This is a genomic window from Pseudomonas sivasensis, assembly GCF_052938085.1.
The window spans coordinates 2708289-2730959 of sequence record NZ_CP176442.1 but is presented as its reverse complement, the minus strand read 5'-3'; the positions used below and the strand labels follow the sequence as shown (position 1 = coordinate 2730959).

The window sequence follows — 22671 nt, the reverse complement described above, 5'->3', positions numbered from 1 at the left end:
AACAGTATCCCGCCTTCGGTTTTGCGCCTTAGCTGATTGAAATCACGGTGACTGCACAGGTGCTCCGATGAAATCCATCAGCAAGCTTCTCGCCATCGTCCTTTTGGGCGCGGCTTCCTCGGCGTTGTCGGCAGCGCCTGCCAACGCTGGTTATTCACATCTGGTCCTGCTGCTCAAGGACGATGGCTCGACGTCGAGGCATTTCCAGGACACCTACGACCCGTCCAGTACCTTCCAGACCCATGTACCCAACATCAAGGCGCTGGTGCCGCCTTCCAAGACGCGTACGCTGGAGGCATTTCAGGCCTTGCAGCGGCATCGACTGGACCGCTATTACATTATCGACACCCAGCACCTGACACCTGACCAGGCCCAGGCACTGGCTGCGAAGCTCAAGCAGGACCCGGCGATTGAAGACGTCGACTTCGAGCCGCAGGTCGATGGAATGGAAAACGATAACGGCACGCCGGCGATGGAAAGCCTGCGTAGTGACATCCCGGACCACACTGCTCGCCAAGGCTATCTGTATGACAGGACTGCGCTAGCGCCCTACAGAATAGGCGGTGTAAATGCTACGCAAGCCTGGAAAATTCCTGGCGGCAAGGGCGAAAACATGCGAGTAGTTTCTTCGGAAATCAGTCATTGGTCCTACAACCATCTGGACTTGCCTAAGCCTTTTCTGGAAATCAGCCAGGGTGCCGTCGTTGGCGCCCATGACACGGCCAGCGTCGGCACCATCGCCTCCAGGGAAAATGGATTCGGAACCACCGGCATCGTCCCCGAGACGCAGTTGGGCTACACCCAATATGGCGACTCACGACTGCTGCAACTGGCCGAGGGCTCCCGTCCAGGCGACGTCGTACAGTTAGGCGTGCACTTCAAATATGCGACATTGCCCGGCGTAGGCTGCGCCGCCGATTGCTTCATGCCCCTTGAGTACAGCAAGGCCGTCCGTGACATCATCACCTTCATGACAGAGGAAAAAGGTTTGCACGTGGTATTGGCGGCGGCGAACGGCAACATCAATCTTGATCACCCCTACTTCAACGGCTGGTTCGATCGCAACATATTCGACTCCGGCAGTGTCTATGCCGGCGCCGTCGAGCCGAAGACCGGATTGAGGTCGTATTTCTCTCAATACGGCAGCCGGGTGGACGTGTTCAGCTGGGGCGGTTCCGTGACCACGACCACGTGGAGTGCTTCCAACCCCACCACCGGCTATAGCCACACGTACAGCGGCACCTCGTCAGCCAACCCGATCATTGCCGGGGTGATGGCGTCGTTACAAGGCGTGGCGCGAGCCAACGGGCTGGGCAACATCCCGCCCAAGGAACTGCGCAGAATTCTCGTCGAAACCGGCTACCCGCAGGCCAACGGCAATCGCACCGAGATCGGCGTGCAGCCCGACCTGGATTTAGCAATCAAGAAACTGCTCGCCGACGGCGCAGGCCAGCCGCCCACCGGCCGCCTGGCCCTGCCCGAAGAGGTAAAGTCGGGCGCAGCATTCACCGGGCAGGTCTACGCCGAATCACCCACCAACAAACCGCTGACGTATCGCTGGACTGCCACGGGTTTCACGCCCGCGACCGGTGAGGGGCCGACCATTGCACTGGCGGCACCCGTGATGCCCGTCGACACGCGCACGTCGATATCAGTGGTGGTGTCCGATGGCACACGCAGCATCACGCTGGTCGAAAACCTCACGATCAAAGCCACCGAAACGCCACCGGTCGGTGACTGCGTCGCCGCGTGGGCCGCCACCAAGGCGTACTCCAATGTCAGCGAAAAAGTCTCCTACAGCGGTTACAACTATCAGGTCGCGCACTGGTCCCAGGGCGCACGCCCGGACCTGAATTTTGTTGAAACCGGCGCCGCCAAACCGTGGCGTCGCCTGGGCACCTGCGGTGGCGAATCACCCGTTGTCGCCAGGATCACCGCGCCATCCACGGTTGAAGCCGGCAAGCAGCTGCAAGTGTCGGGCGTTTCGTCCACCGGCCAGGACCTGCGCTATGCATGGACCGCATCGGGCTTCACCCCGTCAACGTCGACGCAGCCGACCGCTACGCTCGTCGCGCCAAACACGGACGGTACGCGCAGCATCACATTGACCGTCACCGACGCACGCGGCGCCAGCGCCAGTGCCAGCCACACTGTCAAAGTGAACGCCAGCGCCCCCGTCAACCGGCCGCCGGTGGGCAGCCTGCAGGGCGATGAGACGGTCGAATCGGGCAAAACCGTGAATTTCACCGCCAACACCACCGACCCGGATGGCGACCCCATGACGTACGCTTGGACGCTCCCAACCGTCCTCACCGCCACCGCCCTCAATACCCGCACCCTCAGCGTGACCGCCCGCCCGGTCAGCAGCGACACCCGCGCGACCATCAGCGTGGCGGTCAGTGACGGGCGCGGAGGTACGCTAAGGCTGGACCGGCCGATCACCGTCAAAGCAGCATCGGACTCCGATGACTGCAGAAACACCCCGGCGTGGTCGCCGACCAAGACCTACCAGACCGCCTGGGAGAAAGTCTTGTACAAAGACAAGGTCTACGAACATAACTTCTATAGCCAGAACAAGCCGCCAGACCTTTACTCCGCACAATGGGGCAAAGAATGGAAAATCGGGGTGCCATGCCCTTGAAGCATCCGGGGTGAGCGGACAAGCCCGCTCACCCCATTCCTGCTTCCTAAACAAAATTCCTACAAGTTTTCCTGAAAATACCCCGCGCGCCGTTAGTCGCCACCCCCCGCCATGCATTAAAGTAGTCGCCCCAGCCCGACGTTTGCTGCATGACGTAGAGGCTCATCTCTCCAGGAACCGTCATCGATGGAACATCGTGAAGCGCTGCTCGCGCTGCGAACCTTTCTTTCTACGCAGATTCTCGGCCAGGAAAAACTCATTGATCGCCTGCTGATCGCCCTGCTCGCCGACGGCCATATGCTGGTCGAAGGCGCGCCAGGCTTGGCCAAGACCAAGGCCATCAAAGAGCTGGCCGAAGGCATCGAAGCGCAGTTCCATCGTATCCAGTTCACCCCAGACCTGCTGCCCGCCGACATCACCGGCACCGAGATCTATCGCCCGGAAACCGGCAGCTTCGTGTTCCAACAAGGGCCTATCTTCCACAATCTGGTGCTGGCCGACGAAATCAACCGGGCGCCGGCCAAAGTGCAATCGGCGTTGCTCGAAGCCATGGCTGAGCGCCAAGTCAGCGTAGGACGCAGCACCTACGAACTGTCGCCGCTGTTTTTGGTGATGGCCACGCAAAACCCCATCGAGCAGGAAGGCACCTACCCGCTGCCCGAAGCCCAGCTCGATCGTTTCCTGATGCACGTCAAGATCGGCTTCCCGGACGCCGCCGTGGAGCGGCGCATCCTGCAACAAGCCCGTGGCGAAGCCCTCAATGGTGAAACCAAGCCCGAACGCCGCGTCAGCCAGCAGGCGATTTTTGCCGCGCGCAAAGAAATCCTCGGCCTGTACATGGCCGATGCGGTGGAGGAATACCTTGTGCAATTGGTCATGGCCACACGCACCCCGGCCAAGTTCGACCCAGAGATGGCCGAGTGGATCGCCTACGGCGCCAGCCCCCGCGGTTCCATCGCCCTCGACCGCTGCGCCCGCGCCCACGCTTGGCTGGCCGGACGGGACTTCGTGAGCCCGGAAGATATCCAGGCGGTGTTGTTCGACGTACTGCGCCATCGCATCATCCTGTCGTTCGAAGCCGAAGCGGCTGGCATCGACCAGGACCGTGTGGTGCAACGCATCCTCGACGTCGTTGCCGTCGCTTGAACTCGATGAATGCCAGCGATGGAATCCGCGTCACGCTCAGCGAGTTGATTGAGATGCGCCACCGCGTGCGCGAAGTGCAGCTGTTTTCCACGCCGAGCCAGCGCAGCCCGCTGATCGGCTTGCATCACTCCAAACTGCGCGGGCGCGGAGTCGACTTCGACCAGGTGCGCGTATACCAGGCTGGCGACGATGTGCGCACCATCGATTGGCGCGTGACTGCCCGCACCCAGGAACCACACACCAAACTGTTCCACGAAGAGCGCGAGCGACCGATTTTTATCATGGTCGAGCAAAGCTGCCGGCTGTTTTTCGGCTCGGGCCAGATGTTCAAATCCGTGCTCGCGGCCCAGGCGGCGAGCCTGATCGGCTGGGCCGCGCTGGGGCATAACGACAGGGTCGGCGGGCTAGTGTTTGGAGACAATGAGCACTACGAAATCAAACCCCGGCGCAGCAAGCAAAGCCTACTGCAACTGCTTAACCGCCTGGTGCGCGTCAACCAGAGCCTGGACACCGAAAGCCGCCCCGAAGCCGATGCCTTGGGCATGGCCCTGCGCCGTGGCCGCGAAGTGCTGCGCCCTGGCAGCCTGGTGATTGTGATCTGCGATGAACGCGCCCTCACTGAGGGCGCCGAGCAACAGTTGAGCCTACTGTCACGCCATTGCGACCTGCTGCTGTTGCCGATTTCCGACCCGCTGGACCACGCCCTGCCCGCCGCGGGGCTGCTGCGTTTTGCGCAAAGAGGGGCGCAACTGGAACTGGACACGCTGAATTACGACTTGCGCCAGGCCTACAAGGCCCAAGCTGAAGCACGCATCGCCCGCTGGGAACTGCTCGCGCAAAAACTGCGAATACTGCTGATGCCCTTGAGCACCCAGAGCGAAATGGTCGAGCAACTGCGCGAATACCTCAACCCGCAACGCCCGGCCAAAAAACAATGAGCAGCCTTGACCAACTGCAACCGCTGATCGCCCCGCCAAGCATCGGCTTCTGGCCGCCTGCACCGGGTTGGTGGCTGTTGCTGCTGGTGATCCCGTTGCTGGGTTGGGGGCTTTGGTCCTTGCGCCGCTTCCTCCCTGCGCGACGCCCCGTGGCACGCGCCGAACAACCCTTGGACCCGCTGCGCATCGCCGCACTGGCAGAACTGGCCCTCATGCCCAAACCCTATGACGGCGCGCCCGCCGGTGCCTGGCTGCAACAACTCAATGGCCTGCTCAAGCGCCTGTGCCGCAACGACTACCCTTACAGCCAGAGCCACACCCTCAATGGGCGCAAATGGCTGGCGTTCCTCGACAACCGCTGCCCGGCTGCCGGCCTCACCCGCTGGATGGTACTGGTGGAAGGCGCCTATAAACCCGAATGCAAACTCGACGACAAGGCCATCGCCGGCCTGACCCAAGCCGTCGACACCTGGATTCGCAAACATGTTTGAGTTCGCGTGGCCGTGGATCTTCGTCCTGTTGCCGTTGCCCTGGTTGATGCGGCTTATCCTGCCTGTGGCCGACAGCGGCGAGCCGGCACTGAAAGTCAGCTACCTCAGTGATCTCGAAGGCCTGGCCAAGCGCCGCGCCCGCGTCAACTTGCCGGGCTGGCGCCAACAAGCCCCTTTTGTGGTGCTGTGGCTGCTGCTGTTGACCGCCGCCGCACGTCCTGAGTGGCTCGGCGAACCACTGCCGATTGCCGCCAGTGGTCGCGACCTGCTGGTGGCGGTCGACGTGTCCGGTTCCATGGATTTCCCCGACATGCATTGGCGGGACGAGGACGTGAGCCGCTTAACCCTGGTCAAGAACCTCCTCGGTGACTTCCTTGAGCATCGCGACGGCGACCGTGTCGGCCTGATCCTGTTCGGCAGCCAAGCCTACCTGCAAGCGCCGCTGACGTTTGACCGCCGCACCGTGCGCACCTGGCTGGATGAAGCGCGCATCGGCATCGCCGGCAAAAATACCGCCATTGGCGATGCCATTGGTCTGGCCCTCAAGCGACTGCGCCAGCGCCCGGCGCAAAGCCGTGTGCTGATTCTGATCACGGACGGCGCCAACAACGCGGGTCAGATCGATCCACTGACCGCCGCGCGCCTGGCTGCCGAAGAAGGCGTGAAGATCTACCCGATCGGTATCGGCGCTGACCCTGAGCAAACCGGATCCCTGGGCATTCTCGGCGTCAACCCAAGCCTGGACCTCGACGAACCGGCGCTCAAGGCCATTGCCAACGCCACCGGCGGGCAATATTTCCGTGCCCGCGACGGCGAAGAACTGCAAACCATCAAGGAAACCCTCGACCAACTGGAGCCCGTCGAACAGCAACCAACCCAAGCCCGCCCGGCGCTGGCGTTGTACAGCGGCCCGCTGGCCCTGGCGCTGCTCCTGAGCATGTTGCTGGTGATCCAGGAACGCTGGCCGAACAACGCCCTGCAACGCTGGTTCAGCAAATTGTCGAGCAAGGGGATCTTCCTGCAACAAAGCCCTGAATGGCGCCAGCGCCTTAAACGCCTGCGTTTGCGGAGGCGTCGATGATCGACCTCTGGCCGCACTGGTTCCGCCCCTGGTGGCTGTTGCTGTTGCCGTTGCTCGGCTGGTTGCTGTGGCAACTGTGGCACCGCCAAAAACGCGCCGGGCGCTGGCAGATGATCCTGCCGCCGGCCTTCCACGCCGTGCTGCTCAGCGGTGGCAACGGCCGCGAAAGTAAATCGCCGTGGGTGGTGCTCGGTATCGCCTGGCTGTTGGCCGTGCTGGCATTGCTTGGCCCCAGTTGGCAACGGGTTGAACAAACCAGTCAGAAGCCGTCCGACCCGTTGGTGGTACTGCTGGAACTGACCCCGGAAATGCTCGCCACCGACAGCCCGCCCAACCGCCTGGAACAGGCACGCCGCAAGCTGTATGACTTGTTGCAAGCGCGCACTGACGCGCAAACCGCCATCGTTGTGTATGCCGGCAGCGCACACACCCTGGTGCCACTCTCGGACGATCTGGGCACCAGCCGCAACCTGCTCGAAGCGTTGCGCCCCTCGATCATGCCCGAACCCGGCCACCGCGCCGACCTGGCAGTACAGAAAGCCCTCGACCTGCTCAAGCACAGCGGTCTCGGCCAAGGGCGCCTGCTGCTGATCGGTTCATCCCTGTCCAAGCAGGAGCGCCAAGGCATTCGCCTGCTGCTGCAAAGTAACCAGTCGCCACCCCTGTCGATCCTCGGCATCGGCAGCCGCGAAGGCACGCCGGTCACCCAGGAAAGCGGCGAATTTCTCAAGGACGAACACGGTGCGATTCTGGTACCACGCCTCGACAGCCCCACGCTCAAAGCCTTCGCCAGCGAAATGGGCGGGCGTTACCGTGCCGCACGCCTCGACGATAAAGACCTGCGCCAGCTCGGCGTACTCGACCCGCCGCAAGCCCTGCGCAATGACGGCCAGTTGCTGCACCTCGACACCTGGGCCGACCAGGGTTACTGGCTGCTCCTCCCGTTGCTGCTGCTCGCCGCTTGCGCCGGGCGCCGTGGCTGGTTGTTCTGCCTGCCCTTGCTGCTAATGGCAGCGCCGCAGCCGAGCTACGCCTTTGAACTCCAGGATTTGTGGCTGCGTCCCGACCAGCAAGGCCAATACCTGCTGAAGAAAAAACGCCCCGCCGAAGCCGCCGAACACTTTCAGGACGTGCAATGGCAAGGCGTTGCCCTGTACGAAGCTGGCAACTATGCCGAAGCCATCAAGCGGTTTGCCGAAGGCAATGACGCCTACGCTCACTACAATCGCGGTAACGCGTTGGCCAAATCCGGCGAACTGGAAGCGGCTATCGACGCCTACGAACAAGCCCTGGAAGCCCAACCTGACCTGCAACCGGCCCTGAAAAACAAGGCTCTGGTGGAATCCCTGATGCAGGAACAGGCAAAGCCCGAGCCAGAACAGCCGGCAAAAAACGAGGATGACGAATCCACCCAACCCGGCCAAACTGCGCAACCGGGCGCCAGCGGGCAGAATGCCACTGGCGGCGAGCAGTCGTCCCAGGGCCAAGGCGAAGCAGGCACCGGTGATACCCAGACTGGCGCCACACCGCAAACCGGCGGCAACGAAGTGCCGGGCAGCGAACTGGGCGACGAGCAAACCACCACCCCGCCGCTGCGCCCTAACGACGCAAGCCTCGACGGTGAACGTCGCCAAGCCCTGGAACAATGGCTGCAGGAGATCCCGGACAACCCCGGCGAACTGCTGCGACGCAAATTCTGGTACGAACAGCAACAACATCAGGACAAGACTCGATGAGCCGCCGCACCACCCTTCTGCTTCTGCTCGCGTTGACGGCAGGCCACGCCCAGGCGGCGAACCTGGTCGCCAGCGTTGACCGCAGCCGCCTCAATTCCGGGGAAACGGTGGAACTGACGGTGGAATCGAGTGACGTCACCCAATTCGGCAAGCCCGACCTTTCGCCCCTGGACGCGCAGTTTGAAGTCAGCGGCACCCGCCAGCTCAACCAGCTCACCACCCTGGGCGGCGATAACCACGCCACCACGCGCTGGATCATTACCTTGCTGCCCAAGGAAAACGGCACGGTGGTGATCCCCCCCTTGCAAGTGGGCGACTACACGACCCAACCCATCAGCCTGCAAGTGGTGGAAACCGCCAGCCAGAACAGCAATGCCGAATTGGCACCCGTCTTTATCGAAGCCAACCTCGACCAGACCAGCGTGTACGTGCAGGCCCAGGCGCTGCTGACCGTACGTGTTTACCACTCGGTGTCGCTGTATGACGACAGCAGCCTCACGCCGTTGCAGATTCCGGATGCCCGCGTGGAACAACTGGGCGAGTCGCGCACGTACGAAAAAGTCATCAACAGCATCCGCCATGGCGTGATCGAAACCCGCTATGCGATCTACCCACAGCACAGCGGCGCCCTGGAACTGCCGACGCAGACCTTCAGCGCCACGCTGGTGGAATCGCGCCCGCCTCAGGAAAACACCCTTCAGGGCACCAAGCCCGGCAAGCTGATCCACGTGAGCTCGGCGCCGCTGACGTTGCAGGTCAAACCCAAGCCCGAGTTGTATCCCGCCGACGCGCCCTGGTTGCCGGCGCGCAGCCTGACGCTGACCGAGGCCTGGAACCCAGAACCTGAACATGTGCAAGTCGGCGACTCTTTGACCCGCAGCCTCACGGTCAAGGCCGAGGGCCTGTCCAGTGCCCAACTGCCAGCCTTGCCCAGCACCGACATCAATGGCCTGCGCCGCTATCCCGACCAACCGGTGCTCGGCAACCAGACCAGCGACCGTGGCCTGATCGGCAGCCGCGAAGACCGCGAAGCCCTGGTGCCCAACCGTGTTGGCCCGCTGGAACTACCGTCCGTGGAAGTGGTGTGGTGGAACACCCACGAAGACCACCTCGAACGCACCAGCCTGCCCGCCCGCACGCTGCAAGTGGCCAACAACCCCAGCCTGGTGGTGGACACCCCCGCCACGCCGACCATCATCACCGCGCCGGACGACAGCCGTTTGTGGCTGTGGCAACTGAGTACGCTGATCCTGGCCTGCACCACGCTGCTGGGCTTCGGCCTGTGGTGGCGTGCGCGCCGGCAACCGGCGGTACTGCGCGCCGCACAAACCGGCCCGAGCCCGCGGACGTTGCTCGACGACCTCAAACGCGCGACCCAGGCCAACGACCCCCAGGCCACCCGCCAGGCGCTCGACGCCTGGGCACGCCAACAACCGGAAACCCTGGCCGACATGGCGGCGCGCTTTGTGCCGTTGTCGGACGCGTTGGATGGGCTCAACGGCGCGCTGTACAGCGAGAGCGGCCAATACTGGCTGGGCGAAGACCTATGGCGCGCGATAAAAGCCATCCCAATCGCCGAACGCGAGCTGGACTCAACGACCGACACCACCAGCCTGCCGCCGCTCTATCCCAAGTAGGCCATTGCCCAGCAAAAAACCCTCGCGATTGAGAGCCCACACGCCAGTCAATTTCCTACACGGGAGTTGACGCTTTCTGAACCAGCAGATTAGTCCGATTCAGCAAATACCTCCCCGCCAGTCAAACTTCTGCAGCGGTCGGCAATACCTGCCGTGCGCTTGAAATCAGAGGATTTATTGGATGGACTTTTACCGAGGTGACGACCGCAACCCAGCGGACAGCGTGATTCGTAAACAAGGGTTCACCGCAAAACCGCCTATCCCAACCATGAACGGCAACCAGGCACGTCTATATCTCGCTCAACAATTCATGAAAGGAAACATGCGCCTTTCATGCCATGACGTGGGCATGACGTGGCGCGAACAAACCCCTGGCGGGCTGGTGGCCACCGCTCAAACGCAGGAGGGCGCATTCGCGAAAAGCTATTTCTACAAGATTTCAATCCCCGACCGTGAGCTCATGGCGTGGGAACTGACCAACAAGGGCGATCGAGAACGACAGATACCGTTGTCGAACGTCGGAACCACCCGCAAATACTGCATCATTCACAACGGCAACACCTATGAGACGGCAACGATTATCGCGCTTTGTCATCCGGTACATACCCGGGAGGCCACCTTCCTGACGGCGATTCCCGCGCAATACATTGTAGGAACGCGAACAGGCAAGGATGTCCTGAATGAAAGTTTGCCGTTTTCCCCCTTCACTCCGGCGTAAGCCAGCCAGCAAGCTGCCCGCCCCCGCCAGACACCTCACTCAGTCGACAAAGTTGCGTCGTTGGCTGAGTAGGTTCACTGCTCTGTAAGGTAAACTCCCCTCCTTTTCACCGCCATTCTCTGTATACGGCGGCCATTCACATCTCTATTTTTTCACGGAGTTCGCCTTGCGTTTGTTCCACACCTCCGACTGGCACCTTGGCCAAAACCTCCACGGCCAGGAACGCGACTACGAACACGCTTGTTTCCTGGAATGGCTGCTGCGCCAGATCGGCGCCCAACATCCCGATGTGCTGCTGATCGCCGGCGATATCTTCGACACGGTCAACCCGCCGCTCAAGGCACAGGAGCGGCTGTATGACTTCATCATCAGCGCCCACGAGCAAAACCCCAAGCTGACCATTGTGATGATCGCCGGCAACCACGATTCCGGTTCGCGCATCGAGTTGCCTGCACCGTTGATGCGCCGTTTGCGCGCCCATGCCCTCGGGCGCGTGCTGTGGCTCGATGACGGCCAATTGGACGCCGAACGCCTGCTGATTCCACTGCCGGATGCCAAAGGCAAGATCGCCGCGTGGTGCCTGGCATTGCCCTTCTTGCGCCCGGCGGAAGTGACCGGCGCGCACCTGGGTGACGACTACCTGCGCGGTATCGGCCAGGTACATGAATGGTTGATCGCCGCCGCCAACGCCAAACGCAAAAGAGGCCAGGCGCTGATTGCCATCAGCCACGCCCATATGGCCGGTGGTTCAGTGTCGGAAGACTCCGAGCGCAGCCTGATCATCGGCAATGCCGAGGCGCTGCCCGCCAACCTGTTCGACAAAAGTGTCGGCTATGTTGCCCTCGGCCACTTGCACAAGCCGCAAAAGGTGAACGGCGAAGAACGCATTCGCTACAGTGGCTCCCCGATCCCGCTGTCGTTTTCCGAGATCGGCTACAAACACCAGATTCTCGACGTGACGTTCCAGGGCGAACGACTGGTCAGCGTCGAACCACTCCTGATCCCGCGCTCGGTCAACCTGCAACGGCTGGAGGCCGCGCCCCTGGCCGACATCCTCAAAGCGTTGGCGGACTTGCCCGATGTCGACCTGCTCGCCGAAACCCAGCGCCACCCCTGGCTCGAAGTACGTGTGCGCCTTGACGAGCCGCAGCCTGACCTGCGCCAGCAAATCGAAAGCGCCCTGCAAGGCAAGGCCGTGCGCCTGGTGCGCATCGCCGCCGAATACGCAGGCAAACGCGGCAGCGATGCCACTGACGAAGAACGCTTGATCGAACTCGACCAACTCACGCCGCAAGAGCTGTTCAGCCGCGCCTGGCAGGACAGCTACGGCAGCGAAGTGGATGAACAGACCTTGAAGGACTTCGCCGTGCTGCTCCAGGAAGTGCAACAGCAGGAGGAACAGCCATGAAAATTCTCGCCATCCGCCTGAAGAACCTCGCCTCCCTGGCCGGCCCATTCGAGATCGACTTTACCGCTGAGCCCCTGGCCAGCGCGGGCTTGTTCGCAATCACCGGCCCCACCGGCGCCGGTAAAAGTACCCTGCTCGATGCGCTGTGCCTGGCGCTATTCGGCGCCGTGCCACGGCTGGGCGATACCGGCCAGGCGAAAATGCCGGATGCCGACAGCGATATTTCCATCGGCGACCCGCGCACTCTGATCCGTCGCGGCACCGGCGGCGGTTATGCCGAAGTGGATTTTGTCGGTGTCAGCGGCCGTCGCTATCGCGCGCGCTGGGAAGCCAATCGTGCCCGCGACAAAGCCAGTGGCAAACTGCAAAACAGCCGTCAAAGCCTGATTGACCTGGACAGCGACCAACTGCTGGCCAGCCAGAAAACCGAATACAAGACCCAGCTGGAACTGGCCCTGGGCCTGAATTTCGAGCAGTTCACCCGCGCCGTGCTGCTGGCGCAAAGTGAGTTCAGCGCCTTTCTCAAGGCCAACGACAACGAGCGCAGCGAACTGCTGGAAAAGCTCACCGATACCGCGTTGTACACCCAACTCGGCCGTCGCGCCTTCGAAAAGGCCAAGGAGGCCAAGGACGCGCACAAACAGTTGCAGGACCAGGCCACCGGCGTGGTGCCCCTGGCCGCTGAAGCGCGCGCCGAACTGGATCAGCAACTGGCCGGCGCCCAGCAACAGCTCAAGGCCCAGCAGGCCCAGCTCAAGCAACTGGAGTTGCAGCACACTTGGCTTAAGGAGTTGCGTGAGTGGCAGGATCGCCAACGCGCTGCCACCGAGCAGTTGCAACGCGCAGAGACAGATTGGGCTAACCAGGGCTCAGAGCGCCAGGACCTCAATCGCCTGGAGCAATTGGCACCGCAACGCCATCATTTCGCACGCTTGAGTGAACTCGACACGTTGCTTCAGCCATTGGCCGTGCAGATTCAGCAGCATATCGAGCAGCAAAACGCCCTGCATAGCCGTCAGCAACAAGCCCAACAGCAACAATCGAACGCGCAAACGGCCCTGGCCCAGGCCTTGAAAAACCAGGCAGACGCCGTCCCGCTATTGCGCCAGGCCTTTGAAGCACAAAGCACCCTGGCTCACTTGACTCGGGATTTGAGCAAGCGCGCCGAGGAAAAACAGCAGCAGGAACACGCCTGCACCGAAGGCCACGCCCTGCTCAAGGGCCTGCAAGACAAACACACCCACGTCGCCGAGCGGCTGCAGCGCTTGTCGGCCGAACTTGAGCGCAATGCCGCCCTCGCCCCTCTGAGCGATGCCTGGAACGCCTACCGTGACCGCCTGCAACAGCTGATGCTGATCGGCAACCGCCTGAAAAAAGGCCAGGCCGAACTGCCTCAACTGGAACAGCGCGCCACCACGGCCGCAGAGAAATTTTCCCAGCAACGCGAAGCCCTCGACCTGCTCTATCAAGAAGCCGGCGCCGAACCCCACGCCGTGGCCGAACAGGTGCAGTTGCTGGCCAGTCTGTTGCACGACAACCGCAAACAACAACGTGCCTTCGAAGACCTGATACGCCTGTGGGACAGCCAGCAGCAGTTGGACCAGCAAGCGGCTGCGCTCACGCAAAAGCTCGCCGATGCTGCGCAGAAACGGGAGCAGTTGAACCAGACAGGCCTGCAAACCAAGGCCGAACTGGCCGTGGCCGAACAGACCCTGACGGTGACCAAACACCTGCTGGAACGCCAGCGCCTGGCGCGCAGTGCGAGCGTCGAGGAACTGCGCGCACAGTTGCAGGATGACCAGCCGTGCCCGGTGTGCGGCAGCCATGAGCACCCGTATCATCAGCCCGAAGCGTTGCTGCACAGTCTCGGCCGCCATGATGAAAACGAAGAGGCCAGCGCGCAGAAAACCGTCGATACCCTCAAGGAAAAACTCAACGAACTGCGTGGTGAAGTGGGCGGTTTGATCGCCCAGCAAAAGGAATTCCTGCACCAGCAGGAGCAGTTGGCAAACCAGCAGCAGGGCCTCACACCCAGCCTTGAGGCGCACCCATTGTCCGCCTCGCTGTTCAACCAGGACGTGGCCAAGCGAAGCAGTTGGTTGACCCAGCAACTGAGCCAACTGACCGAACGCACCACCCAGGACGAGCAACGCCAGAGCGCCCTGCTCAACCTGCAACAAAATGCCGGACGCCTGCAGCAGCAACTTCAGATCGCTCAGAATGCGAGCCAGCAGGCCCGCCAATTGATGCTGGATCAGCAGCGCGAACTGTCCAACGACCGCGAGCGTCTTGAAGAAGAACTACACGCCTTCGCCAGCCTCTTGCCGGCCGAGACCCTTGAAGGCTTGCGCAGCGAACCGGCCGCGACCTTTATGCTGCTCGACCAGCAGGTCAGTCAGCGCCTTGAACAACTGGGCCAACAACGCGATGAGCTGGTCGAGCAGCAGGAACGCCAGCAGGCCATCGAGAAAGAGCACACCCATCAGCAACATCGTCTGGCGCAGCTCGAGACACTGAACCAACAAGTCAGCGAGTTGGCAGCGCAACAACAGGCCGCCCAGGAAACTCTCGGCACCTTGCTGGGCGAGCACGCCAGCGCTGAACAGTGGCAGCAGCAACTGGAACAGGCCGTGGTGCAATCGCGCCAGAGCGAAACCGACGCCAACCAACAGTTGCAGGTCCTGCACAACGAACTGATCCAACTGGCAGCCGATCTCAAGGCTCAACAGGAGCGTGCGCAAGCGTTGCATGCCGAGCAACAGGCCCTTGATACGCGCCTGGCTGAGTGGCGTGCCCAGCACCCGGAACTCGACGACACTGGCCTCACCCGCCTGCTGGCCTTCGACGACGCTCAGGTCAACGCCCTGCGCCAGCATCTGCAGGCCAGCGAAAAGGCCGTCGAACAAGCCAAGGTGTTGCTGCTGGAGCGCGAACAACGCCTTGCCGAGCACCAGGCCCTGCACAACGGCAACCTCGACGCCGAACAACTGGACAGCACCCTCGCCGCCCTCAACCAGCAATTGGCCGAGGGCGAAAAACAGGTCGCTGAATTACGCGCGCGCCAGTCCGAAGACCAGCGGCGCCAAGAAGCCAACGCGGCGCTGGGGCTGACCACCGCCAACGCCTATGAGGAATGGCAGCGTTGGGCACGTCTCGAATCGCTGATCGGCTCGGCCAGCGGCGACAAATTCCGCAAGCTCGCCCAGGCTTACAACCTCGACCTGCTGGTGCATCACGCCAACGTGCAATTGCGCCAACTGGTGCGCCGCTATCGCCTCAAGCGCGGCGGCAGCATGTTGGGGTTGCTGGTGATGGACACGGAAATGGGTGATGAACTTCGCTCGGTGCATTCGCTGTCCGGCGGCGAGACGTTCCTGGTGTCGCTGGCATTGGCCCTGGGCCTGGCATCGATGGCGTCGAGCACATTGAAGATCGAGTCGCTGTTTATCGATGAAGGTTTCGGCAGCCTGGACCCCGAGTCATTGCAATTGGCGATGGATGCACTGGACGGTTTGCAGGCCCAAGGCCGCAAGGTGGCGGTGATTTCCCACGTACAGGAAATGCACGAGCGCATCCCGGTGCAGATCCAGGTCATGCGCCAGGGCAATGGTTTGAGCACGCTGGAGGTCAAGTGAGCGAAGTGTTGCTGTATTCGTTTCGGCGCTGTCCGTACGCCATGCGCGCTCGTCTGGCGCTGCGCTACTCGGGGGTGTCGATGCGTATTGTCGAGGTGAGCCTCAAGGCCAAGCCGGCCGAGATGCTGGCGCTGTCGCCCAAGGGTACGGTGCCGGTGCTGGTGGTGGATGGCGTGGTCATCGACGAGAGCCTGGCGATCATGCAATGGGCCCTTGCGCAGCATGATCCTGACGATTGGTTGCTACAGGGCAACCCGGCCACGCTGGCACTGATCGCCGAGAATGATCTGGGGTTCAAACAGCACTTGAATCGATACAAGTACCCCGAACGCTACCCCGAGCAGCCGATGGAACATTATCGGGCCGAGGGTGAGATGTTCTTGCAAAAGCTGGAAGGATTGCTGGCGCAGCGAGATTACTTGCTGGCCGATCACCTGAGCCTTGCCGATGTGGCACTGGCGCCGTTTGTGCGCCAGTTTGCCCATGTGGATCGGGAATGGTTCGCAGGGACGCCGTATCACCGGCTTCAGGCCTGGCTGCAACGCTTTCTGGAATCACCGTTGTTTATCGCGGTGATGGCCAAATCCTGAGCCCTACCACATCAGATCTCACACACCTGTCGCTCAGTGCTGGGTTTTGTGATCCAGCGCCGCATAGAAGTTGGCACTTTGTTGCAGGTATTTCTGGGTGTACGCGGTGGTGCCGGACTGTTTGCCGCTGACTTCCACGCTGGCGGCGGCAGGTAAGGCAACGGTGGCGGAAACGGCGGAAGCGGCGATGATCGAGAAGAGATTGAAGTTCATGTCGGTAGCCCTTGTATTCGTTTGGTGGGGTGGCCTGGGAAGGCCTTGGAACCCAACTTACGCCCGAGGGTTAAACCTTAGAAATGCTTTGAAACATTAGCCGCTATTAATGCAATTAATACAAAGGCTCAGGCCCCGCACTGCGGGGCCTGTGGCTTATTGACGCACCAGGAACTTGAGGTCGCTGGGCGCATCGATCGGCAATTTCTGCACGGTTTTACCCAGCAGGCCGGTCTTGGGGTCGCGTTCGACGACCACGATTTCATTGCTTTTCTGGTTGGCGAACAGTAGGAACCTGCCGCTCGGGTCCAGGCTGAATTCGCGCGGATGGTCGCCTTCTACGGAACGGCGCTGCAGTTCCTTGAGGTGCCCGGTCGCCGGGTCGATGCTGAATACCAGCAGCTGATTGGCCGTGCCGCGGTTGCTCAAGTACAGGAATTTGCCGTCGCTGGATGCGTGCAACGCTGCGCCGGCCTTGTCCGACACCGGTTGCCCGGCGGCGAAATCTACCAACTGGGTCTGCGTAAGTGTGCCGTCGTGGTAGTCAAACACCGCGACCTGGGCGCTCATTTCGGTCGTCAGCCAGGCGTGCTTGCCATCGGCGCTGAACAGCAAGTGACGCGGCCCGCTGCCCGGTGGCAGTTGCACCGAGGCCGGGGAAGCCGGCGTCAGTGGTTGCTCGTGGTTGGCCTTGGGGTCATAGCGGTAAGCAAACACTTTATCTGCCCCCAGGTCCTGCACGAACACGTACTTGCCATCCGGCGCCGACACCACCGAGTGCACATGGTTGGAAGCCTGACGCTCGGGGTTGACCCGGCTGGCGGGGTGTCCGCTCAACTGCACCGGTGCCGACAGCTTGCCCTCGGCATCCACCGGCAGCACCGCCAGGCTGCCGCCCGGATCCTCCTTCACGGAATAGTTGGCGACAAACAAGTAACGTCCATCGGCGGCAATGCTGGAGTGAGTCGGCTCATTACCCAGGCTCTGCACCTGGTTGATCAGGGTCAGTTGCTGACTCTTCGGGTCGATGCGATAGCTGCTCACGCGGCCGACCGGGTCTTTCTGGCCTGGGCCGTTTTCATTGACCACGAACAGATGGGTCTGGTCCTTGGAAAGGGTCAGCCACGACGGATTGTCCGCCTTGGCCGCCAACACCGGCTGGCCCTGAAACCGGCCTGTGCGGCTGTCGAATTGCAGGCGGTAAATCCCTTCGCTGCTGCCGGCGGTGTAGCTGCCTACCAACAGTTCATAGGTCTCGGCCGGCGCGGCCTGTACCGACATCGCACCGACACTGCCCGCCATCAACAGGGGCCAGAATTTACGCATCATCATGCTCGTCTTCCTCGTCGTTATTGTTGCCGGTGAAAGCACTCATGCACACGAGACGGTGCTCGCCCGAGTCACCGGTGAGGGTCCAGCTTTGCAACGTTTCATCAAAGGTCGCGGCCTGTACTTGCGCCACGCTGAAAGACCAGCGCTTTTCAGCGCGTCCGTCGATGCAGGTGATCACCAGCGCCTGATCGTCGAGGGTGAAATCAAAGGCGTGCAACCCATCGACTTCGAGCATATCGGTGTTGGCAAGTTCAGTAAGGAGGCTAGCGGCAGTCATCGGGATCGTTCACGCAAAGAAAAGAGCGTGATGATAAGCCAATTCCTCACGCCCTTCCCCCATCGCGTTGCCCAACGATATCCGGATACCGCCAGCGCGTGCGCCGACTTGCCATTCTTGGTCCACATCCGTGGCGCATGGCCCACCGACCAGCACCCCGGCCACTGCGATTGAAGCCCGCATCCGCACGAAAAGGATTTTCATCCCTATGCAACCGTTATCGTCTCCTCCCCTAACCGTCCAGGCCGTCAGCCGCCAGTTCGCCACCCGCCCGAGCCTCATGCCCTTGGTCCAGACCCTGCTCGGCAACGCCCTGCGCGAACGCTACCCCTCGTTGAGCATTGACCTGGCCCTTACGCACCTGGCAATCCCGCAAGCGACTAAGGGCTGGACGTTTCAGCCATTGATGGACGTCATCTTCAATTACCTCGCCGGTATCGGGCCATTGGATCTCAGTGAGGCGTACGGTATCGATCACTACCTCTCGGACGTACCGCCCAAACGCCTGAAACTGCCGGGCCTGACCCGCGAAAAGCTGGAGATGACGGTGGTCCAATCGCTGATCCAGGATCTGTGTTCGACACTGCCCATTGCCGCACAGGACGCATTGGCCCATTACTGGAATGAGCCCTCGGGCACGGGCGGCAGCCGCTGGCGTTGGCTCAGCGACATGCTCATGACCACCCTGCAAGCCAGCGCCTTGCGTCAGACCGACCTGGATGCGGACGTGCGGCAGACCCTTGACCAACTCATTGGCACCCCGGACCGCGAACAGCGGATCGCGCGATATGGTGAGCACGCGGTATACGCCTACAGCCTGGAGACACAACTGGATAACGCAGGCCAAACCACGCGCGTGTTGTCAGAGCAGTTGCTACTGACGCGCGCCATCAACGGCAAGGCGCCGGTGCTGCTGTGTTCCGCCGGCGGGCGTGTCGAGGCGTTCTCGTCCATGGATGCCTTCACCCTTGCTTGGGGCGAGCGCGCCGCTGCCCAGTACGAGGCAGAGACGATCACCTGCAATCGTTACGAGCCCGAGGGCTCGATCTTTGATTACCAGGCCACGACGCTGTTTAACCTGCAAATGGAACGCCTGGCCGCTCTGAAACTGCCCCTGGAACAACGCCAGGAAACCCTGCAGGCGCTGTACCTGCGGCTCACCGACCCCGGCGAGTTTTTCCTGGATGCGCAAGACGGCGCCGTCCGCACCCTCGATGCCGTGCGCGCTCGGTTGCCGGATGCCTTGCGCGATGCGGCCCCCGGATACCGCGAGCGATACCGGCAATACAGCCTGGCCCTGGCCACCGCCAAACAGCGGGCGGGTGGGCGCTCTTTTCTCACCGGCATCGACGATATCCACACCTACACCGTACATGCCCTGCAGCAAGCACTTGACCATGAGGCGAGCGCTGCCGGTGACACCGCCGGGCAAGTGGCCCTCCACCCTGATGACCTGCAACTGACGTTCGTCGTTGCCGCGGGCTACCCAGGCACCGTGGGTATTGTCGAACGTGTCCACATGAGCCTGACGGAACTGGCGCTCAAGAACCTGGCAGGCCTGCCCAGCGGCGAGTTATCCATAGCCCATCGCCAGGGCACACCATTACCGGCCTGGTTGACCCGCGAAACGGTGATTGGCGGCAACGGATTGATCAAGCGCGTCGACATCGGCAAGCACTACCCCGAGTTGCTCAAGCAAGCGCTGTTGAGCGACACGCCTCAGGCGCGGGAGCGGGAAACACTGTTCGCCGCTCAGCAGCCGATGCAACTGTGCTTGCTGGCGCTGGAACTGAGCCTCAAGGGCGAAGCCGGCATCACGCCACAAGGCGCCCGTATGGTGGCGGCGTTGATGCAAGGGAGCAGCGCCGAACAGAAGGTCGACGGCAAGCCGGTGGTGATCCGTCACCTGTCCTTTTTGCGCAGCCCCGGTGCAAAGGCCGACAAGGTCAGCGCCATGTACTTGATCGAGTTCCAGGACAGTGAACGCGGCCCGCATCTGCTTTACCGGCCCTTGTATGCCCAGGCATTGCAGGAGTTCTCCAGCCGAGCGGCGCTGTTCCAGGCCATTGCGCAACCGGGTGAATTGCAAACCAGTGTCCTGACCTGGCTATCCGATACCGCCCGACCGATTTACGACCACGGCGGTTTTCAGGAGCCCCATTATCTGCGTTTTGGCCAGGGCGATGAGTTCGCGCCGCGCCGCACGCCGCCACCGGCGACATTCGCCAGCGACGGCGCCAACGACGAACTGCACCAGTGCCTGGTCACCGGGCGGCTGATGACTTACCTGTTCAGCGACCACAGCCGGGCCTTGATTGAACAGGCCGAGCGCGAGTCCACGTCCAACAGTGAAAGTCGCTGGCAGGTGCTGATGGAGGGCGGGAGTTTGTTGTTCGGCAGCTTGCTTCAACCACTTCTGTCAGGCCCATCAATGATAGTGGGGTGGTTGTTGGCGCTGTACAGCAGCCTCAGCCAGGACATTCAATTGCTCGACAGTTCATCCGCCACGTCTCGCGAGCAAGGCGCGATCGACCTGTTGCTCACTGTCGCAACACTGCTGCTGGAATCCCCGCTGGCCCCCACCGCCCCGCGCCCAGCCGTGGCGCTACGCGTGCCGCAGCGACGCCCGCAGACATGGCCGGCGCCCGCACCTGCACGGATTCGCCAAGGCACCGTTGCATTGCCCGGCGTGCAGCCACAAGGCTTGCACACCGCCGTGGATTTCAGCTACGCCCAGGCCCGTTATCGCCTTACGCCAAGCCAGCGCGCCAACCTCGCGTCACTCAAGGTGCCGGTGCCGGCTGACCTGCCACAGCCGGTCTTGAATGGCCCGCGCAAGGGCTTGTACCTCATCGATAACCGCTGGCATGCGCAGGTCGACAGCGACCTGTTCCGCGTCAACCTGGAGGACGATGGCAGCGTGCGAATTACCGACCCCACCGATGCCCAACGGCCTGGCCCTTACCTGCGCGACGACGGCCAGGGCATCTGGTCAGTGGACTCCCGGCTACGCCTGCGCGGTGGCATGCCGCCAAAGCGCATTGCTGCCGAGCGCGAGCGCAAGGCCAACCGCGTCAAGGCATTGGAGGATGACCTTCAGGCCTACTTGCAAACTCAGCCCGAGGTCGACAAGGCAGAAGCCCGGCAGACCGGTTTAAGCGGCAAGCCACTGGCAGAGGCGCGTCAGCAGTACGATGCCGCCCTTGAGAAACAAAGCCAGCACCAGCAGCAGATCCTGGACAGCCTCAAGGAGCGTGAAGCCTTAAACGTTCCCTTATCGCTGACAAAAACCCTGGACCTGTTGCACGACGCCGTTCTCAATGCTCGTAAACATGTGGCCATTGCCGAGCTCGACAGAGAAGACCTGTACCGCGCCCACCCGCAGTTCCGGCGTGAAGGTCCTGGTTTCAATGTGGCAGTCGTGCTTGAACGCAACCGCTATCGCCAGTTCACGTCCCAGCTGGCAGACATCAATGAGCGCAGTATCCGCTGGCTTGAACGCCAGGCGCGCCACCTTGAACACATGCAGTCAATGGGCTCAAGCGGCGCCAAACGATTCAACGAGATGACTGCCAATCGGGTGAACGAGATCAGCGCGCTGTCCATCAAGGACTTGCAACTGCGCACCTTGAAATACCTGAGCGTGAAGGATTTCGGGCACCCGCTGTTCAAGGCGATGGATAACATTGTCAGCCCGCTGCAGCAGCAGGTACGCACCCACGCCGAACTCAACGGCCTGGTGCTGTCGTCCAGTGATCGGCTGAGTGTGTTGGAAAGTCTGGTGGAGCATTACGGCCGTGCGCTGGATGGGTTGCTCGGTTTGGAAATTGTCGACGTCGAGGGCCTGGATGCGACGTTCAGCGGCCGGTTGCTGAACCTGGTCCGCGGGCTCTACGACGAGGTAACACAACGTCTGTCCAGGGAGGTCAGACCGATTGCACACACCAGCAGCCAGCCGCCCAGGCCTGTGCCGACTCAGGCCCCGGAGGCCACATCGGCAAAACGGGTAATCAAGACCCGGCGCAGGGGCACGCTGATCGGCGACGTGCAGCGGGTGCACAACGTTGAAGTGGTCGAAGTACGCAACGAGAACACCCGGCAAGTGGTCGAGAGCTATTCACAGCAGGGCGATGTATGGGTCGAGTATGTGGTGCAGACGCCGCCCCAGGCGCCCGTCCCACCGCGCAGTCTGAGCCAGGTCAAGGGTGAAGCGCGCAAGTTGCTGGCCATGCTGGATGATCATCTGCGCAGGGCCGAGCATTACAAAAAAAGCAGCAGGCACCCCCAGGAGGTCCAGGAGGTCCTGGATTACGAAGCGGCTCGCTATGACAAACTCGCCACCGAGTTGGACCAGGCCATCGCCGCTCAGCCCGAGAGTGCCAGGACCACCGCTGACCAGGCACTGGCCAGCGACATGCGTAAGGCCGGTGAACGCTTGAGTGCCTTGGGCCAGACATTGCGGCACCAACTGAGCCTGGAACTGCCGCCCACCCACGGCAATCTGGAATACCTGCTCAACCAGCGCCAGGTCAACGTGGCCAAGTTGGGCGGGCGGACCCGATTGAAGGGTGAGCGCCAGGACTTCATCCAGGAGTACGCGATCAATGATCCCAAAGGCTACCCGGTGTGGTATGCGCATTTTCACTACCCCACCGCAGACACCGCAGGGGCCGACTACACCGCCGCGCACGTGAAAACCCGCGAACAGCGCAAGCAAAGCTATTACTCGTTGCTCGCCAAGGCGCAGGGCCCGCAGGCAGTGGTCGACGTACACCGAGGCTTGATTGGCAAGGCGCTGGCGCAGCGCTGGTTCTTATCGTTCCCGTAA

15 protein-coding genes are annotated in these 22671 nt (G+C 61.9%); 12 read left to right on the top strand and 3 right to left on the bottom strand.

The window, feature by feature from the left end:
* The first annotated feature begins 67 nt into the window (after window positions 1-67).
* The 11 genes from ACKZ62_RS12610 to ACKZ62_RS12560 all read left to right on the top strand — a co-directional run bounded on the left by ACKZ62_RS12610 (window position 68) and on the right by ACKZ62_RS12560 (window position 16021).
* Window positions 68-2641 carry a S8 family peptidase gene (locus ACKZ62_RS12610; RefSeq protein ID WP_447096758.1) on the top strand — a complete coding sequence of 858 codons (2574 nt, stop codon included), beginning with the start codon at window positions 68-70 and terminating at the stop codon, window positions 2639-2641.
* A 186-nt stretch (window positions 2642-2827) separates the two neighbouring features.
* On the top strand, window positions 2828-3787 hold the full coding sequence (locus tag ACKZ62_RS12605) for an AAA family ATPase (RefSeq protein ID WP_017739127.1): 960 nt from the start codon (window positions 2828-2830) through the stop codon (window positions 3785-3787).
* A 5-nt stretch (window positions 3788-3792) separates the two neighbouring features.
* Entirely contained in the window at window positions 3793-4725 is a 933-nt protein-coding gene (locus tag ACKZ62_RS12600) for a DUF58 domain-containing protein (RefSeq protein ID WP_032887206.1), read from the top strand.
* Complete coding sequence (locus tag ACKZ62_RS12595) at window positions 4722-5216, top strand: DUF4381 domain-containing protein (protein ID WP_032887208.1); 495 nt, start codon at window positions 4722-4724, stop codon at window positions 5214-5216. Before ACKZ62_RS12600 ends, ACKZ62_RS12595 begins: the two co-directional genes overlap by 4 nt.
* Complete coding sequence (locus tag ACKZ62_RS12590) at window positions 5209-6297, top strand: vWA domain-containing protein (protein WP_032887209.1); 1089 nt, start codon at window positions 5209-5211, stop codon at window positions 6295-6297. The genes ACKZ62_RS12595 and ACKZ62_RS12590 overlap by 8 nt, the downstream gene beginning before the upstream one ends.
* Window positions 6294-8033 carry a tetratricopeptide repeat protein gene (locus ACKZ62_RS12585; RefSeq protein ID WP_032887211.1) on the top strand — a complete coding sequence of 580 codons (1740 nt, stop codon included), beginning with the start codon at window positions 6294-6296 and terminating at the stop codon, window positions 8031-8033. Before ACKZ62_RS12590 ends, ACKZ62_RS12585 begins: the two co-directional genes overlap by 4 nt.
* Complete coding sequence (locus ACKZ62_RS12580; protein ID WP_122680872.1) at window positions 8030-9670, top strand: BatD family protein; 1641 nt, start codon at window positions 8030-8032, stop codon at window positions 9668-9670. Before ACKZ62_RS12585 ends, ACKZ62_RS12580 begins: the two co-directional genes overlap by 4 nt.
* 181 nt (window positions 9671-9851) lie before the next feature.
* The gene (locus ACKZ62_RS12575) at window positions 9852-10388 is read left to right on the top strand and encodes a hypothetical protein (RefSeq protein WP_032887214.1); all 537 of its coding nucleotides are present in this window, start codon (window positions 9852-9854) and stop codon (window positions 10386-10388) included.
* Window positions 10389-10554: 166 nt separating this feature from the next.
* Window positions 10555-11796: an exonuclease SbcCD subunit D C-terminal domain-containing protein gene (locus tag ACKZ62_RS12570; RefSeq protein ID WP_032887216.1), complete on the top strand. Its 1242-nt coding sequence runs from the start codon at window positions 10555-10557 to the stop codon at window positions 11794-11796.
* Window positions 11793-15431, top strand: a complete 3639-nt coding sequence (locus tag ACKZ62_RS12565) for an AAA family ATPase (RefSeq protein WP_447096757.1) — start codon at window positions 11793-11795, stop codon at window positions 15429-15431. Before ACKZ62_RS12570 ends, ACKZ62_RS12565 begins: the two co-directional genes overlap by 4 nt.
* A complete protein-coding gene (locus ACKZ62_RS12560; RefSeq protein WP_442117526.1) occupies window positions 15428-16021 on the top strand; it encodes a glutathione S-transferase in 594 nt (197 codons plus the stop codon). Before ACKZ62_RS12565 ends, ACKZ62_RS12560 begins: the two co-directional genes overlap by 4 nt.
* A gap of 33 nt (window positions 16022-16054) precedes the next feature.
* On the opposite strand, the gene ACKZ62_RS12555 is transcribed toward ACKZ62_RS12560, so the two are convergent.
* The 3 genes from ACKZ62_RS12555 to ACKZ62_RS12545 all read right to left on the bottom strand — a co-directional run bounded on the left by ACKZ62_RS12555 (window position 16055) and on the right by ACKZ62_RS12545 (window position 17843).
* Window positions 16055-16234, bottom strand: coding sequence for a hypothetical protein (locus tag ACKZ62_RS12555; protein ID WP_032887221.1), 180 nt, complete (start codon window positions 16232-16234; stop codon window positions 16055-16057).
* 156 nt (window positions 16235-16390) lie between these two features.
* The gene (locus tag ACKZ62_RS12550) at window positions 16391-17566 is read right to left on the bottom strand and encodes a lactonase family protein (protein WP_447096756.1); all 1176 of its coding nucleotides are present in this window, start codon (window positions 17564-17566) and stop codon (window positions 16391-16393) included.
* Window positions 17553-17843: a DUF5629 family protein gene (locus ACKZ62_RS12545; RefSeq protein ID WP_032887223.1), complete on the bottom strand. Its 291-nt coding sequence runs from the start codon at window positions 17841-17843 to the stop codon at window positions 17553-17555. The genes ACKZ62_RS12550 and ACKZ62_RS12545 overlap by 14 nt, the downstream gene beginning before the upstream one ends.
* Before the next feature lie 208 nt (window positions 17844-18051).
* On the opposite strand from ACKZ62_RS12545, the gene ACKZ62_RS12540 reads away from it, so the two are divergent.
* Window positions 18052-22671 carry a hypothetical protein gene (locus ACKZ62_RS12540; RefSeq protein ID WP_447096755.1) on the top strand — a complete coding sequence of 1540 codons (4620 nt, stop codon included), beginning with the start codon at window positions 18052-18054 and terminating at the stop codon, window positions 22669-22671.

Excerpts from the sequence above, each read along its gene's own strand:
- ACKZ62_RS12600 (WP_032887206.1), top strand. The coding sequence starts at position 3,793 with ATGAATGCCAGCGATGGAATCCGCGTCACGCTCAGCGAGTTGATTGAG.
- ACKZ62_RS12540 (WP_447096755.1), top strand. The coding sequence starts at position 18,052 with ATGCAACCGTTATCGTCTCCTCCCCTAACCGTCCAGGCCGTCAGCCGC.
- ACKZ62_RS12565 (WP_447096757.1), top strand. The coding sequence starts at position 11,793 with ATGAAAATTCTCGCCATCCGCCTGAAGAACCTCGCCTCCCTGGCCGGC.
- ACKZ62_RS12575 (WP_032887214.1), top strand. The coding sequence starts at position 9,852 with ATGGACTTTTACCGAGGTGACGACCGCAACCCAGCGGACAGCGTGATT.
- ACKZ62_RS12610 (WP_447096758.1), top strand. The coding sequence starts at position 68 with ATGAAATCCATCAGCAAGCTTCTCGCCATCGTCCTTTTGGGCGCGGCT.
- ACKZ62_RS12550 (WP_447096756.1), bottom strand. The coding sequence starts at position 17,566 with ATGATGATGCGTAAATTCTGGCCCCTGTTGATGGCGGGCAGTGTCGGT.
- ACKZ62_RS12580 (WP_122680872.1), top strand. The coding sequence starts at position 8,030 with ATGAGCCGCCGCACCACCCTTCTGCTTCTGCTCGCGTTGACGGCAGGC.
- ACKZ62_RS12590 (WP_032887209.1), top strand. The coding sequence starts at position 5,209 with ATGTTTGAGTTCGCGTGGCCGTGGATCTTCGTCCTGTTGCCGTTGCCC.
- ACKZ62_RS12545 (WP_032887223.1), bottom strand. The coding sequence starts at position 17,843 with ATGACTGCCGCTAGCCTCCTTACTGAACTTGCCAACACCGATATGCTC.
- ACKZ62_RS12595 (WP_032887208.1), top strand. The coding sequence starts at position 4,722 with ATGAGCAGCCTTGACCAACTGCAACCGCTGATCGCCCCGCCAAGCATC.
- ACKZ62_RS12585 (WP_032887211.1), top strand. The coding sequence starts at position 6,294 with ATGATCGACCTCTGGCCGCACTGGTTCCGCCCCTGGTGGCTGTTGCTG.
- ACKZ62_RS12555 (WP_032887221.1), bottom strand. The coding sequence starts at position 16,234 with ATGAACTTCAATCTCTTCTCGATCATCGCCGCTTCCGCCGTTTCCGCC.
- ACKZ62_RS12605 (WP_017739127.1), top strand. The coding sequence starts at position 2,828 with ATGGAACATCGTGAAGCGCTGCTCGCGCTGCGAACCTTTCTTTCTACG.